The 14,028-nt window shown below is 61.7% G+C and carries 12 protein-coding genes and 1 pseudogene; 8 read left to right on the plus strand and 5 right to left on the minus strand.

Translation table 11 applies throughout. The features are described 5' to 3' along the window. Window positions 1–16 precede the first annotated feature (16 nt). Both NW822_RS03995 and NW822_RS04000 read left to right on the plus strand, forming a co-directional pair. A complete protein-coding gene (locus NW822_RS03995) occupies window positions 17–193 on the plus strand; it encodes an SOS response-associated peptidase family protein (RefSeq protein ID WP_414403602.1) in 177 nt (58 codons plus the stop codon). A gap of 143 nt (window positions 194–336) precedes the next feature. Continuing rightward, window positions 337–591 carry a hypothetical protein gene (locus NW822_RS04000; protein ID WP_414403603.1) on the plus strand — a complete coding sequence of 85 codons (255 nt, stop codon included), beginning with the start codon at window positions 337–339 and terminating at the stop codon, window positions 589–591. On the opposite strand, the gene dprA is transcribed toward NW822_RS04000, so the two are convergent. Then, window positions 530–1,660 carry a DNA-processing protein DprA gene (gene dprA / locus NW822_RS04005; protein WP_414403604.1) on the minus strand — a complete coding sequence of 377 codons (1,131 nt, stop codon included), beginning with the start codon at window positions 1,658–1,660 and terminating at the stop codon, window positions 530–532. The genes NW822_RS04000 and dprA overlap by 62 nt on opposite strands. Window positions 1,661–1,729: 69 nt before the next feature. Here dprA and NW822_RS04010 point away from each other — a divergent pair, with 69 nt between their 5' ends. Together NW822_RS04010 and NW822_RS04015 are read left to right on the plus strand one after the other, a co-directional pair. Further along, window positions 1,730–1,981 (plus strand): hypothetical protein, encoded by a 252-nt coding sequence (locus tag NW822_RS04010; protein ID WP_414361321.1) that lies wholly within the window; start codon window positions 1,730–1,732, stop codon window positions 1,979–1,981. Continuing rightward, window positions 1,974–3,464 carry a sodium:solute symporter family protein gene (locus tag NW822_RS04015; protein ID WP_414403605.1) on the plus strand — a complete coding sequence of 497 codons (1,491 nt, stop codon included), beginning with the start codon at window positions 1,974–1,976 and terminating at the stop codon, window positions 3,462–3,464. Before NW822_RS04010 ends, NW822_RS04015 begins: the two co-directional genes overlap by 8 nt. On the opposite strand, the gene NW822_RS04020 is transcribed toward NW822_RS04015, so the two are convergent. Then, a complete protein-coding gene (locus NW822_RS04020; RefSeq protein WP_414403606.1) occupies window positions 3,367–4,242 on the minus strand; it encodes a lysostaphin resistance A-like protein in 876 nt (291 codons plus the stop codon). The two genes, NW822_RS04015 and NW822_RS04020, sit on opposite strands and share 98 nt — an antisense overlap. A 15-nt stretch (window positions 4,243–4,257) precedes the next feature. Then, window positions 4,258–4,539: an ATP-dependent Clp protease adapter ClpS gene (clpS, locus tag NW822_RS04025; RefSeq protein ID WP_414361326.1), complete on the minus strand. Its 282-nt coding sequence runs from the start codon at window positions 4,537–4,539 to the stop codon at window positions 4,258–4,260. 216 nt (window positions 4,540–4,755) lie between these two features. Here clpS and NW822_RS04030 point away from each other — a divergent pair, with 216 nt between their 5' ends. The 4 genes and pseudogenes from NW822_RS04030 to NW822_RS04045 all read left to right on the plus strand — a co-directional run bounded on the left by NW822_RS04030 (window position 4,756) and on the right by NW822_RS04045 (window position 8,078). Next, the gene (locus NW822_RS04030) at window positions 4,756–5,934 is read left to right on the plus strand and encodes a transaldolase (RefSeq protein ID WP_414361328.1); all 1,179 of its coding nucleotides are present in this window, start codon (window positions 4,756–4,758) and stop codon (window positions 5,932–5,934) included. 27 nt (window positions 5,935–5,961) lie between these two features. Then, window positions 5,962–7,446 (plus strand): annotated as a pseudogene (locus NW822_RS04035) (cobaltochelatase subunit CobN); the annotation flags it as partial. A gap of 48 nt (window positions 7,447–7,494) precedes the next feature. After that, on the plus strand, window positions 7,495–7,815 hold the full coding sequence (locus NW822_RS04040) for a DUF2605 domain-containing protein (protein WP_414361330.1): 321 nt from the start codon (window positions 7,495–7,497) through the stop codon (window positions 7,813–7,815). Beyond that, window positions 7,815–8,078 (plus strand): DUF2973 domain-containing protein, encoded by a 264-nt coding sequence (locus NW822_RS04045; RefSeq protein WP_414361332.1) that lies wholly within the window; start codon window positions 7,815–7,817, stop codon window positions 8,076–8,078. Before NW822_RS04040 ends, NW822_RS04045 begins: the two co-directional genes overlap by 1 nt. 125 nt (window positions 8,079–8,203) lie before the next feature. Here NW822_RS04045 and NW822_RS04050 read toward each other — a convergent pair whose 3' ends face one another. Beyond that, window positions 8,204–11,443 carry an AAA family ATPase gene (locus NW822_RS04050; RefSeq protein ID WP_414403607.1) on the minus strand — a complete coding sequence of 1,080 codons (3,240 nt, stop codon included), beginning with the start codon at window positions 11,441–11,443 and terminating at the stop codon, window positions 8,204–8,206. A gap of 95 nt (window positions 11,444–11,538) precedes the next feature. Next, on the minus strand, window positions 11,539–13,866 hold the full coding sequence (gene pcrA, locus NW822_RS04055) for a DNA helicase PcrA (RefSeq protein ID WP_414361334.1): 2,328 nt from the start codon (window positions 13,864–13,866) through the stop codon (window positions 11,539–11,541). Window positions 13,867–14,028: the final 162 nt, after the last annotated feature.

Genomic DNA, 14,028 nt, shown 5'->3' on the forward strand with positions numbered 1-14,028 from the left:
GCATTTTCAACTCGAGATGGGGACGTTGGCGGCGCTCCAGCCCCGCTACAACATCGCCTCTGCTCAGCCGCTGCTGCAGCGCCAGGCCACTCAGTTCCGCTGGGGCTTGATTCCCAGTTGGAGCCGCACTCCTAAGGCTGGCTTGATCAATGCCCGCGCCGAGACCGTGGCCGAGAAACCCTCCTTCCGCTAGGCCTTCTGCCGCCACCGCTGCCTATCCCGGCAGATGGCTTCTACGGGTGGGCCGACCCACGGCCAAGCGGCAGTCCTACTTACTGGTGCCTTTGCCGGCATTTGGGAGCGCTGGCGCAGCCCCCAAGGGGTGGAGAGAGAAACTTGCGCCATCCTCAACACGCCAGCCAATCGGCTAATGAAGACGACTACGACCTCTGGCGGGATCCGGCGCGGCTCCTGCCCTTGCTTCGCCCCTACCCGGCAGAGGCCATGGCCGCCTACCCTGTCAGCACCCATGTCAACAACCCTCGCCACGAGGAGGCTCCCATCGGGGAAGCGGTGCAGGGAGCCAACCTCAGCGAGCCCGCTGGTAGCGCATCCCCGGCAGTTGCACCAGCCAGCCCTCCAGTTCCATAAGCAGCAGGGTGCTGGAGAGGGTGGCAATGTCCATCTGGCTGGCCTGAGCCACGGCATCGAGGCTGAGGATGTCGTTGCCCAGGAGCTGCCAGAGAAGCTGCTGCTGCGGATCCCTGGGGCCGGCGGACAAGGGTTGATCGGGGAGAGGGGATCCCTGAACTAAGCCCAGCTCTTGGAGCAGCTCCTCGATCCCTAGGATCATGCCTGCGCCACTGCGGATGAGGTGCAGACAGCCGCGGGCCGCTGCCGTGTCGATATTCCCCGGCAGGGCATACACCTCCCGCCCGTATTGGTTGGCTAGGTGAGCGGTAATCAGCGCCCCTGAGCGCTCTGGGGCCTCCATCACCAGGGTGGCGCGGCAGAGGCCGGCAATGATGCGGTTGCGCTGGGGAAAGTGCTCCTTGGCCGGCGGCGTGCCGGGGGGATATTCGCTGAGGACGGCCCCTTGTTCTAGGATGCGCCGGTAGAGAGAGCGATGGTGGGCGGGGTAAACCTGATCCACCCCAGTTCCCACCACGGCCACCGTCTTGCCGCCCGCCTCCAGGCAGGCTTGGTGGGCAATGCCGTCGATCCCGGTGGCCAGTCCCGACACCACCACGCAGCCAGCTTCCGCCAGGGCGGCGCTGACTTTCTGGGTCCACTGCCGACCGTAGGGGGTGGGGGCGCGGGTGCCGACAATGGCAATGGCCGGCTGCTGCCAGTCGGGGCATTCTCCTAAGACGTAGAGAAGGGGCGGTGGATCCGGCAGCTCCCACAACAAGGGCGGATAGCCGGGATCCGCAGGGGTTAGGAAGGGGATCCCGGGCTTCTGGGTTTGCTCCAGGATCTCCCCAGGGTCGAGGCCAGGACGGGCAGAGACAATCGTTTCTGCCAGGGTGGGGCCAATGCCCTCTACCTGCAACAGGGCCGGAACGTCCGCCTGCCAGGCCCGTTCCAAGGATCCAAAAAATTCCGCCAGCCGCTTGAGGCGGTGGGGGCCGATCCCTCTAATCCGCGCCCAAGCCAGCCAGTAGGGCCGCTCTCGTTCGCCCCCAGGTTCCCTTTTGCCGGCAGGATCAGAGAAAGACAAGTTCAGCTCCCCCCAACATTGGCTGTAGTACCTTAAGTAATGGTCAGCAAAAAAGCAGGAGATAGGCAAATGGCAGGATTGGATCCTGCTGGTGGTTCTCAGGCAACAAGGCCATTGCGGTTTGGACAAGGACGCCAGGCTTGGGTGTGGGGGATCTATCCGCTGCTGTGGCTGTTGACCTGGGTGGGATCCCGCTCGGCCCAGCCGCAGCTATGGGGGATCCCGGCTTGGTACTGGGGAGCAGGGTTGGCGGTGCTGCTGTTGGTGCCCCTGAACTTCTACTTTGTGCGAACTTGCTGGCCCAGGGCTGGAGATGAGTGACACGGTTTTGAGTTTGGGTGTGGTGGGGGTGTACTTGCTGCTGCTGGCGGCCATTGGCTGGTGGAGCTACCGCCGCAGCGGCCAGGATCCGGTCAGCTATTTCCTGGCAGGGCGGGGGCTGGGATCCCTGGCCTTGACCTTGACCACGCTGGCGACGCTGCTCAGCGCCTTTACCTTCCTCGGGGTGCCGGCGGATGCCTACACCCACGGCCTGGGGATTTTTTTGGCCGTGGGGGTCACCACGGCGCTGATCTCAGGGCTGTTTTTTTGGGTGGGCTACCGGGTGTGGCTGGCGGCCCGGCACTTTGGGTTCATCACCCCCTCGGAGTTTTTTGGCCACCGCTTCAACAGCCCTCTCCTGGCCCTGCTCTATTGCCTAAGCGCTCTGACGTTTACCGCCCCCTACATCAGCATCCAGATCATCGGCGGGGCGCGCACCCTGGCTGCCGTTTTGGGGGAAGGGATCCCCTATTGGCCCCTGGCGGTGGGGGTGGCGCTGGTCATCCTGGGCTATGTCCTCTTCGGCGGCTCCCAGGCGGTGGTCTGGACGGACGTGGTGCAGGGGATCATCTTGGTTGTGGGGATGGGAGTGGCCTTTGTGGCCGTGGCCTTGAGTTGGGGCCAAGAGGCCGGTAGCCAGTTGGATCCCTGGCTGAGCTTGCCCGGCCCCCAGGGGCGCTGGAGCTGGCAGACCCTGCTTGGCAACCAACTGCTGTTTTTGATGGCTACGCCCCTTTTCCCCCAATTTTTTCAGCGCTTCTACATGGCCAAAAGTGCCCGTCCCTTCCAGACCCTGATGGTGGTCTGGCCGCTGCTGATCCTAGTGGTGTTTTTCCCGGCAGCCCTCATTGGCGTCTGGGGCCGGCTGGCTTTTCCAGACCTGCAGCAGCCGGATCAGATCATGCCGCTGATGTTGCAGACCCTGCCCAGCGGCGTGGCGGCAGTGGTGATTACAGCGGCGCTGGCGGCTTTGATGTCTACGGCGGACTCGCAACTGCTAACAGCCAGCTCCCTGGTTACCCGGGATCTGGTGGTTACCTTGCTCAAGCGCCAGCTTTCTCCGCACCAGGAGGAGCTGTTGGGCCGCTGGGTGGTGTTGGGGATTGGGTTGGTCTCCTTTGCCATTGCCGTCAGGCCACCGGGGCTCATTACCCAGATTGCCACCTGGAGCTTTCAGGGCAACGCCATGCTCTTTCCCCTCTTGATTGCCGGCCTGTACTGGAAGCGGGCTACCCGCGCCGGGGCCGTAGCCGGAGCTTTGGTTTCCAGCGGCCTCACCTTGGGCTGGCTGGCGGGCCTGTTGCCCCAAGCCTGGACGGGGGGCTGGCTGCCGGTGATCCCGGCGGTGGTTGTCGGTACGGCGGTGCTGGTGGGGGTGAGCTTGCTCACTCAGCCCGACCCGGAGAGGCTGGCCGCCTACTATGAGAACGGCCCTTGGGGCCTTCCCCAGCCAGCAGCCAGCGAGCCTGAGACAGCCCCTTAAGGGGAAGGAAGGTGCCGCCCAGGAAGAGCAGGCCCATCAAGCCAGCCAGGGGGTTGCCGCCGATGCCGGTAAGCCACTCTGGTGCCCTGCCACTGTACTCGATCCAAGCCAAGTTGTGGATCCAGGTGATACCCCACACCCAGCCAGTGTGCAGCCCTAGGCTAAGACCTAGCTTGTTTTGGTTCCACACCTTTGCCTGGGCCAGCAGCAGCCCCATCAGCCACAGCCCCGGAAACTGGGGCCAGGTGGCGAGAATCTCCGCTGGCGGCTTCAAAAAGTGGGCCAAAGCAAAGAGAAGGCTGGATCCCCACAGAGCGCTTGTCCAGCCGTAGTCCAAGGCCATCTCCTGCAGCAGCCAGCCGCGGAACAACAGCTCTTCTGCTAGAGCCACCGCCAGGCCCACCCCTAGCCCCAGCAAGCCATAGCCCAGCAGGGATCCCCCTTCCACCGGCCGCCAGCTCAGCCAGCCCAGGGCTCCCTCCAGGCCAAAGAGCAGAAAAAGCCCGCCCACACCCATCCCTAGACCCCAGAGGATCCCAGCTCGGCAGGCCCAACTCTTGTCCAGGCCATAGGCGGCAAACCCGGATCCCCACAGCCCCAGCCAAAGGAGCAGTAGGGCATACAGGGGCAGCCAGAGGTACTCTCGGCCAAAGACGACCCCCCCTAGCCCGACCAACGGCAGCCAAGCTAAGAGGGGGATCCCCAAAAACAGCAACAGCCGCAGGGGAAACGGAAAAGTCTTCAGTTGGGCAATTAGCTCGACAATTGGCAGGCCCACCCAAACCGCTCCTGGCTAGCATTCCGGCTCAATTGAGCTGGTGAGGCCGTGCCGGCGCAACTGCTCACAGTAAAACTCCGCATGCTCCCGCGGCACCACGATAACTACCGCAACACCGTTGTTGTGGGCTTCCAGCATGATCTCGGTGGCTTGCGGCGGCATTAGCGAGGGAATGACCTTCACCAGCACCTGCACCACGTACTCCATGGTGTTGACATCGTCGTTGTGCAACAACACCCGGTACATGGGCATATGCTTCGGGGTTACAGAAGGCTTCACCAGGGTCTCCGTAGCCACGACGATCCCTCCTTCAGCAAGATCAACAAGAGCTCAAGAACACACAACTGGGAAAAAGGGGCAAAAACAGGAAAAACCTTAATGGAATTTTAGCCTTCTCAGCAGGGGCCGTGAGGAGGAGCAGAAGAGAATTAAGACAATCCCACATCCCTAGGGATCCCTCCTCCAGATAGGTGACACTGGAGCTAGGTCGCCGACTTCTTCAAGGAGGGGAGTATGAGTAGGAGCTTGCTGGAGCAGTTGCGAGAGATGACCGTCGTGGTGGCCGACACGGGGGATATCAACGCCATCGAGACCTTTAAGCCGCAGGATGCCACCACTAATCCCTCTTTGATTACAGCGGCCGCCCAAATGCCCCAGTACCAGGGCATTGTCGATGAGACCTTGCTTAAAGCCCGCCAAGAACTGGGACCCAAAGCCGACACCAAAGCCGTGGTGGCCCACGCTATTGACCAACTGGCGGTGGCTTTTGGCGTGCGCATTCTGTCCATTATTCCTGGCCGCGTCTCGACGGAGGTAGATGCCCGCCTCTCTTACAACACGGAAGCTACGGTTGCCAAGGCCCGCCATCTCATCGAGCTCTACAAGGCGGCAGGGGCGGATCCCAAGCGGGTGTTGATTAAAATTGCTGCTACTTGGGAAGGAATCCGCGCCGCTGAGATCCTCGAAAAAGAAGGGATCCACTGCAACCTAACTCTGATGTTTGGCCTGCACCAGGCCATTGCCTGTGCGGAAGCAGGGGTAACCCTCATCTCGCCCTTTGTGGGCCGCATCTTGGATTGGTACAAGAAGCACACCGGCCGGGAGAGCTACCCACCCGCCGAAGATCCGGGCGTGCAGTCGGTAACCCAGATCTACAACTACCTGCGCAAGTACGATTACCCGACGGAGGTAATGGGCGCCAGCTTCCGCAACATTGGGGAAATCATCGAGCTGGCCGGCTGCGATCTGCTTACCATCTCGCCAGTTCTCTTGGCGGAGCTGCAAAACACCGAAGGCCACCTGGAGCGCAAACTGGATCCGGAAAAAGCCAAGAAAATGGACATCCCGCGCCTGGTGATGGATCGAGCCACCTTCGAGCAGATGCACCGGGAAAACCGCATGGCTTCAGAAAAGCTGGAAGAAGGGATCCAGGGCTTCTCCAAGGCGCTGGAGGTGCTGGAAAGGCTGCTCACCGAGCGGCTGCAGAAGCTGGAGGGCGCCAAGGAAACGATTACCCACGCCGCCCAGGATGTCTTCCGCATCTACGACCTGGATGGGGATGGCTTCATTACCCGCGAGGAGTGGATGGGGGCGGATCGCGTCTTCGATGCCCTCGACACCAACCAAGACGGCAAAATTACCCCCGAAGAAATGCTGGTCGGCCTAGGGGCAGCCGTCTACTTGAGGAATTAGCCAGCCAGCTCTATGGGCGAGAACTTTCGCTGCATCGGGGATGGGGTAGCTGCCCTAGAGGCCCAGGCCCGCCGCTGGATTGCCCAGCGGCTACAGGGGATCCCTTACGATCCGCCCCCGGGCCCGGCGGCCAGCCAGGTGCTGCGCTGGATCGAGACGGACTTACTCCCCCGCCTGCAGCAAACGCCCCAGGAGCTAGAAAATCTCCTGCGCGGGCTCAATGGGGGCTATGTGCCCAGCGGCCCTTCCGGCGCCCCCACGCGGGGCCGGGTGGAGGTGTTGCCCACCGGGCGCAACTTCTACTCGGTGGATATCCGCGCCATTCCTACCCCCACCGCCTGGCAGGTTGGCTCGCTGGCCGCCGAGCGGGTGGTGGAGCGCTACGTGCAAGAGCAGGGGGAATATCCCCGCCACCTGGGCCTATCCGTTTGGGGAACTGCCACCCTGAGAACCGGCGGCGAGGACTGGGCGGAGGCACTGGCGCTCTTGGGGGTTAGGCCCCGCTGGGAGGGGGGACGGGTGGTGGATATCGAGATTCTGCCTGTAGCGGCTTTGGGCCGCCCCCGCGTGGACGTAACCCTGCGCATCTCCGGCTTCTTTCGCGATGCTTTTCCCAACCTCATTGCCCTCTTCGACCGGGCCGTGCAGGCCGTGGCCGCCCTGGAAGAGCCGGAAGCCGACAACCCCCTGCGGGCCCAGGTGCTGGCCGATACCCAGTACTGGCAGGAGCAAGGGATCCCGCCTTCAGAAGCGGCAGAGCGGGCGCGGCTGCGCATCTTTGGCTCCAAACCAGGGGCCTACGGAGCCGGACTGCAGGGGCTAATCGAGGCGCAAAACTGGGAAACCGAGGCGGATCTGGCCCGCGCCTACCTCAACTGGAGCGGCTACGCCTACCGAGCTGAGGGCGAGGGAGAGCCGGCTCCTGCAGCCCTGCAGCGGCAACTGGCCCGCTTGCAAATTGTCCTGCACAACCAAGACAACCGCGAGCACGATCTCCTCGACTCCGATGACTACTACCAGTTCCAGGGGGGCATGGTGGCAGCCGTGCGCACCCTCCAGGGCCGCAACCCCCAAATCTACTTCGGGGATCACGCCCGTCCCCACAATCCCAAGATCCGCACCCTATCCGAAGAGATCGACCGCGTCTATCGTGCCCGCGTCGTCAACCCCAAGTGGATTGCCGGCGTAATGCGCCACGGCTACAAAGGCGCCTTTGAGATGGCCGCCACGCTGGACTACCTTTTTGCCTACGACGTCACCACCCACGCCGTGCCCGATTTTATGTACGCCGGGGTGGCCCGCGCCTACCTGTTGGATCCCCCCGTGCAGCAGTTTTTGCGGGATCACAACCCCTGGGCACTGCGGGATATGAGCGAGCGGCTGCTGGAAGCCCACCAGCGGGGTTACTGGCAAGAGCAGGCCCTAGAGCTGGTGCCCCAGCTGGAAGCCCTGCTGCTGGAGATGGAAGCCCGGCTGGAGACCACCCAGGGATCCCTGGCGGGGAAAAGTTAGGTTTAGCTAAGATGCTCTCAGCAAACCAGGCGCGGAGGGATCCCAACGATGAGCAAAGCCAAGTTACTGCGAGAGATTTTGGGACCCCTGCTGGAAGATTACCGCTACTGGTTTGAGCGCTCGCGCCGCTTTTTGCAAGAAGAAACCTTAGAATTTATTAGCCCAGAGGCGCAGCAGGCCCTTCTGGAGCGGGTTTTGGCTGCCCAAGCAGAATTGCAGGCAGCAGAAGCCCTCTACCACCTGTCGGATAATGAAGTTGGCGTTGACCCAGCCTTAATGGCAAAATGGCATCGCCTGCTGATGGAGTGCGCCGAGCTGGGCCGCCGTTTTCGCCAAATCCACCCCTCCTCCGACTCCTCTGAACCGTGATGCTGCAGATCCTCTACCTCATTGCCTTTGTGGCCATCGCCTTTGTGGCGCTACGCAACCTGGTGACCAACGTAGTTACCTTAAGCAAAGAAGAGCGCAAGGCCTCGCCGCGCCGCACTCGCCGACAGGCGCCTCACCCAGAGCTCTTGGACGAGGAGGGCAACTTGACGGAAGAGCCATTGCTGGTAATCCGCGCAGGCAGTGTTGATGAGGCTCGCCGCCGCCTGGAGGAGCTCTTTTCCAACTCCCCTGACGAGGAGTAGCAACAAGGCCAATAGGGGCAAGGCGGTCTGAGTTTGAGGTGGAGGCTCAGGTAGCTCAGGGTTTGGGCAAGAGTCGGTGGTTTTTTGGTCCTCTGGGGTGAATTCCCTTCCTCCCGCTGCAAGAACTAGCTGCGAATGCAGAGGCGGGATCCCTGAGGGGAGGGCTGCACCTCGATGCGGTGGGGAAAGGCATCTTGCAAGCTGGGGATGTGGGTGATGACCAGGATGCAGGCAAAGTCAGAGGCCACAGCGTTGATGGCCGCCAGTAGCTGGGCCCGCCCGACAGCGTCCTGGGAGCCAAACCCCTCGTCAATGATCAATGTTTGCAGGTCGGATCCCGAGCGCTGGGTAAGCAGGCGGGAGAGGGCCAGGCGGATGGCGAAGTTGATGCGGAAGGCCTCGCCGCCGGAGTAGGTCTCGTAGGGGCGGGTGCCGCGGGGATCGGCGATGAGGATGTCAAGGGTTTCAATTAGCTTGTCCGAGCGTCGCCCCGAGCGCTGGGTTACAAAACGCAGATGGAGGCGGTGTTGGGTGAGGCGGCTCAGGATTTGGTTGGCCTGGGCCTCCAGCTCCGGCAGAACGTTTTCAATGATCAGGGCGGGAATGCCGTTACGGCCATAGGCGTTGGCCAGCTCCTGGTACACCTGCTGCTGGCGGCGGGCTTGCTGCAGTTGCTGCTTCAGCTCCGCTTGCTCCGCTTGTCGCTCAAGGGCTTGCTGCAGCCGCTGCTGGGCCGCCCCCATCTGGGAGAGCACCTGATCTAGCTCTTGCCGGTGCTGCTGCAGGGCTTGGCGGATCTCTTCCAGCTGGGCGGGCGAGACCTCGGGCTGCTCTGCCAGTTGTTGCTGCAGCGCCTCCAGCTCTTGGGTGGCCTGGGCAAGGTGCTGGCGGCTTTCCTGCAGGCGCTGGGCCAAGACCTGGCTGCGGGCTCTTGCTTCCGGCAACTCCTGGCGGGCTATCTGAAGGGCCTGCAGGCGGGCCGGCCACAGTTGCGCCTGGGCCAGTTCCGCTTTTACCTGCTGGTGCAGGGATCCGTCGTAGCCAAGGTGGTTCAGCGCCTGTTCGATCTGGGCCAGTCGCTCTGCCAGGGCAGCCGAGGAGGGCGTCTGCTGCAGGGCTTCCAGTTGGGCTTGTAGGGAGGCGATTTGCTCGCCTAGGCGGGCGCGGCGCTCCTGGGCTTTGCGCAGTTCTTGGGAGCGGCCCAGGGCCCAGCGCCAGCGCTCCAGCTCTCCCCGTTGCAGGGCGTGTTCCCGTTCGTCGTAGCCCAACTGCTGCAGGGCCTGCTGGATCTGGGCTAGCTGCTGCCGCGCCTTTTGGGCATAAGTTTCTTGACTGAGGAGCTGCTCCAGTTCTGCTGCTTCTGCCCGCCAAGCCTCCAGTTGCCGCTGCCGCTCCCGCTCGGCCTCCCACTGCTGTTGCAGCCGCCCCTGGAGGTGCAGTCGCTCGTCCCAGCTGGCCAATTCTTGGCCCAGACGCCGGGCTTCTTCTTGCAGCAACCCAATCTCCCGGTCAGCCACCGCCAGTTGCTCGCGGATAACAAAGAGCTCGCCGGCAATCTCCTCTTGGCGCTGGCGGTGTCTCTTCAGGACCACCGCCCTCAGGGGCGGGCTGAGCGGGCGGGCGCAGAGAGGGCAAATCCAAAGGTGGGATCCCGGGGCAGCCAGCGCTTGGGCGGGCGCTTCCGAGGCTGGATGCGCTTCCTCCTCACCCTCTGCCATCGACTTCACTCCCGCCAAGGCAGGGACGGAGGGGTGCCTTTCTTGGTGGGGAGGATCAGGGTCCGAGCGATCCGCCTGCAGGGACTCTGGCTCACCACCGTTGCTGGGGAACACTTCTAGCAGGCGGCAGCGCTCCTCCTCCTGTTGCCACTGCTGCTGGAGAAGCCGCTGCCGCTCCTGGAGCTTCTGCACGAAGAGGCGGCGTTCCTGGATTTTTTCCAACACCTGCTGCTGGTAGAGGCGCTGCCGCTCCAGCTCTGCCAGAGCTGCTGCCCCGGCGGCAATTTTCTGGGCCAGCTGCTGCTGGTGTTGGGCCAGGGTTTCCTCGCTTTGCAGGTGCTGCTTGAGGAACTGGAGGCGAGCTTGCAGGCGTTCTCGCTCGCGGCGGATCTCCTCCTGCCAGTGCCGTTGTTGCTCCAGGAGGAGGGCGGCTCGGGCCTGAGCCTGGTTCAAGCTCTGGAGCCGCTCTTGGGCTTGCCGGTAGTGGTACAGGGCGCTTTCAATACGCTCCTGTTCTGCCAGCAGTTGGGCGTCGGCTGCAGCCTGGGCCTGGCAGGCGGCCAATTCCTGTTGCAGCCGTTGCCTCCTTTGCAGGTGTTGCTGCTGCTGCTCGGCCTGTTGGGTCTGCAGCTTTTGGCGTTCCTGCACCAGGTATTGCTGCTGCTGAAAGAGGTGGTGGAGATGGCGATCCTGGGCCATTAGGGCTTGATAGCGTTCGTAGCCGGCCTGGATCTCTTCGCTTTTGGCAACCAGCTCTTCCAGCTGCAGAAGCTGCTGCCGCTGCGCCCGCCACTGCTGTTCGGTGTGGTGCAGGTTGGCGCTGAGCTTCTGCAAATGTTGGGCAAGCTGCTGCTGTCGCTCCTGGAGGGTGCGGCGATCTTCATAGGCGCGTTCTAGAGCCTGCAGCTCCTGCTGCTGCTGCACCAGGAGCTGTTGGAGATGGGTTTGCCGTTGCCGGAGCTGCTCCAGTTCGGCTTGGATTTGGTCAAGCTCAGCAGGGTGTTGCTCCAGCTTGTGCAGACGCTCTTGGAGCAGATCGGCCCTGAGCTTGGCGCTGCGGGCCCGTTCACGGCAGCGCTCGGCCAGCAAGTCGTACTGGCCCAGCTTGAGCATGTCGGCCAAGATCTGTTTGCGCTCGCCGGGGCGCTTTAGGGTAAAGGCATCGGCCTGTCCCTGGCGCAGATAGGCGGAGTGGAGGAAGGTGTCGTAGTCAAGGCCAAGCTGACTTTCAATTGCCTCTTGGGTGGCGCGCAGGCCTCGGCGGGTGAGGCTGCGCCAAAGGGCTTGGCCGTCTCTTTCTCCCATCTGGATTTGCCACTCCAGGGATCCCTCCCCCGAGAGGTGACGGCTGCGCAGAACGCGGTAGGTCTGCCCGCGCGAGCGGTAGATCACCTCTACCCAAGTTTCGCTGGCCCCTTTGCGGATGAGATCGCTGTCGTTGCTGGCCCGGCTCTGTCCCCAGAGACCCCAGGTCAGGGCGTCCAGCAAAGCCGATTTGCCCGCTCCGTTGGGGCCGCAAATGCAGGCGGTGTGGATCCCGCGCAGATCCAAAACCGCCTGAGAGTAGCAGAGAAAGTTGTGTAAGGTCAGGCGAACTGGGATCACGGGGGCGGCTCTGGTCGCGGCAAAACCATGGCGATGAGCCATCTAATCCATTATGAGTTATAGGAGTTATTTGCTAAACCCAAGCCCTGCTAAATGCCATTGCAGTTGCCAGCAAAAAGCCGTTTTGTCCTAGGGACTTAGCTGAGCTTTTGGATGGGCGCGATGCGGGGATCCAAAATTTTTTGGCCAACGGCGGGAAATTTCACGGCCAAGGTAACCTGGTCGCCACTGCCAAAGATGTGAGTAATTTGCCCCTGGCCAAATTTGGGGTGTTGCAGGCGATCTCCCACCGCCCACTCTTGGGATCCCTTGCAGCCAGTAGCTGCCTCTCTCGGCTTGGCTACCTTGCTAGGTTGCCGAGGGCTGCCTCTGTGCCACTGGATTAGGTTTTGCGGCAGCTCACTTAAAAATAGAGAGGGGATGGCAGACTCGCGGTTGCCGTAGAGCCGCCGCTGGCTGGCGTAGCAGAGAAACACTTGCTCGCGGGCACGGGTAATGCCTACATAGCAAAGGCGCCGTTCTTCCTCCAAAGCAGCGGGATCCTCCAGGGCGCGGAAATTGGGAAACAGGCCCTGTTCCAACCCCACCAAAAAGACCACAGGGAACTCCAGCCCTTTGGAAGCATGCAACGTCATCAAAGACACTTTCTTGGCCCCTTCCTGGAGAGTGTCCACGTCCGAAGCCAAAGAGACTGTGCTCAAGAAAGCCTCGAGGCTGGGATCCTCCTCCTCTTCCTCAAATTGACGGGCGGCGTTGTAGAGCTCCATTACGTTGGCGAGTCTTTCCTCAGCCTCTGGAGTGCCCTGGGCCTTGAGATCTGCCAGATAGCCAGAATCCCGCAAAAGCCCCTCCAAAAGGGTGGCAGCAGAAACCTGAGCCACTTGTTTGTGCCAATGTTCGATGAACCGGACAAACTGGAGAACTGGCTTAGCGGAACGCCCCACCAAGGTGGTTACAGCAGCCTCGTCGCTGAGGAGAGTCCATAGGGGCACATTTAAGGCAGCCGCCGCTTCGGTGAGCTTGTCCAGGGTTGATTTGCCAATGCCCCGCCGCGGCACATTGATAATACGCAGCAGGCTAAAAGAGTCAGCAGGGTTGAGCACAACCCGCAAATAGGCCAGCACATCCTTAATTTCTTTGCGATCGTAGAATCGCAGCCCGCCCACTACTGTGTAAGGGATCCCCCACCGCAGCAAAACCTCTTCAAAGGGGCGAGACTGGGCATTGGTGCGGTAGAGAATGGCAAAATCTCCCCAGGAAAAGTTGGGATCTTGGCTGTGTAACCTGCGGATGGTGTTGACCACAAACTCAGCCTCGGCAATCTCGTCCTCCGCCTGGTAGCAAACGATGGGATTGCCCGCTGGCCGAGTTGGCCGGAGAACTTTATCAATGCGCTCTGTGTTGTTTTCAATGAGAGCGTTGGCGGCCTGCAAAATCGTGGCGGTGGAGCGATAGTTTTCCTCCAGCTTGATCAGGGTGCGGGTATCGTCATCTGGGAGGCCATCGCCAAAGGTCTCTTGAAACTCCAGCAAAATGGTGAAGTCTGCTCCGCGAAAGCGATAGATGCTCTGATCGGCATCGCCCACCACAAAGATGGAGCGGTTTGTCCAGTCCCATTGGGAGCGGCGCTTCTCGCCGTTGGTAACCAGCAATCGGATTAGCTCGTACTGGGTGCGGTTGGTATCTTGGTATTCGTCCACCAAGATATGGCGGAAGCGCTGGTGCCAGTAAGCCAAGACCTGCTCGTTTTGGCGAAACAGCTGCACCGGGATCCAAATTAAGTTGTCGAAGTCGAGGGCGTTGTTGGCCGCCAGTTGATCTTCGTAGAGCTCGTAGACCTGGGCGAGGATGCGACCCCGAAAGTTGGGCTGGTGGCGCTCCAAATCGGCGGGAGTCCAGCCCTGGTTTTTGGCCTTGCTGATGGCGTAGCGCACCGACTTGGGCTCGAACTGGCGCTCGTCCAAGTTGAGTTGCTTGGTTACAATTTCTTTAATCAAAGATTGGGCGTCCGACTCATCGAAAATTGAGAAGTCACGAGTCCACTTGCGTCCCTTGGGATCCCGGTATTTTTCAATCTCCAGGCGCAAGACTTGGGCAAATAGGCTGTGGAACGTGCCGATCCAGAGGGGCTTAATCCAGCGGCGGTAAACGCTGGACTTCAAGCGCGTTGCCTGGGCCGGCTCCAGTTGCGCAAGCGGGATCCCAAACTGCTCCTGCGCCTCCTGCTCAGCAAAGAGCTGCTCGATGCGCTCCTTCATTTCCCGGGCGGCCTTGTTGGTGAAGGTAACAGCCAAAATCTCCTCCGGATTCACCCGGTAGTGGCGGATGAGGTAGGCAATGCGGTGGGTAAGGGTACGTGTCTTGCCGGAACCTGCCCCCGCCACCACCAGCAAGGGGCCACAGAAATGTTGCACCGCTTGGCGTTGAGAGGGATTGAGACCATCCAACAAGGAGCTAGAAGTCATCTCTCGCCACCGAGAAACTGCTTTCCATTATGGGCAAAGGCTGCCCGCCAACCCAGTGGGAGTATTTGGGGGCGGCAGAGCCGAAGATGAAGATCGGTTAAGATCGGTTAAGATTTGGCCGGCTCACCCCGAACTTCCCGCCATGAGCTGCTGTGGCCCGCC

This window comes from Synechococcus sp. H70.2 (genome assembly GCF_047462275.1).
Classification (GTDB): domain Bacteria; phylum Cyanobacteriota; class Cyanobacteriia; order Thermostichales; family Thermostichaceae; genus Thermostichus.

Coding starts and splice junctions, on each gene's coding strand:
- NW822_RS03995 (WP_414403602.1), top strand. CDS start 17: ATGGGGACGTTGGCGGCGCTCCAGCCCCGCTACAACATCGCCTCTGCT.
- NW822_RS04010 (WP_414361321.1), top strand. CDS start 1,730: ATGGCAGGATTGGATCCTGCTGGTGGTTCTCAGGCAACAAGGCCATTG.
- NW822_RS04015 (WP_414403605.1), top strand. CDS start 1,974: ATGAGTGACACGGTTTTGAGTTTGGGTGTGGTGGGGGTGTACTTGCTG.
- NW822_RS04030 (WP_414361328.1), top strand. CDS start 4,756: ATGAGTAGGAGCTTGCTGGAGCAGTTGCGAGAGATGACCGTCGTGGTG.
- NW822_RS04040 (WP_414361330.1), top strand. CDS start 7,495: ATGAGCAAAGCCAAGTTACTGCGAGAGATTTTGGGACCCCTGCTGGAA.
- NW822_RS04045 (WP_414361332.1), top strand. CDS start 7,815: ATGCTGCAGATCCTCTACCTCATTGCCTTTGTGGCCATCGCCTTTGTG.
- NW822_RS04050 (WP_414403607.1), bottom strand. CDS start 11,443: ATGGCTCATCGCCATGGTTTTGCCGCGACCAGAGCCGCCCCCGTGATC.
- pcrA (WP_414361334.1), bottom strand. CDS start 13,866: ATGACTTCTAGCTCCTTGTTGGATGGTCTCAATCCCTCTCAACGCCAA.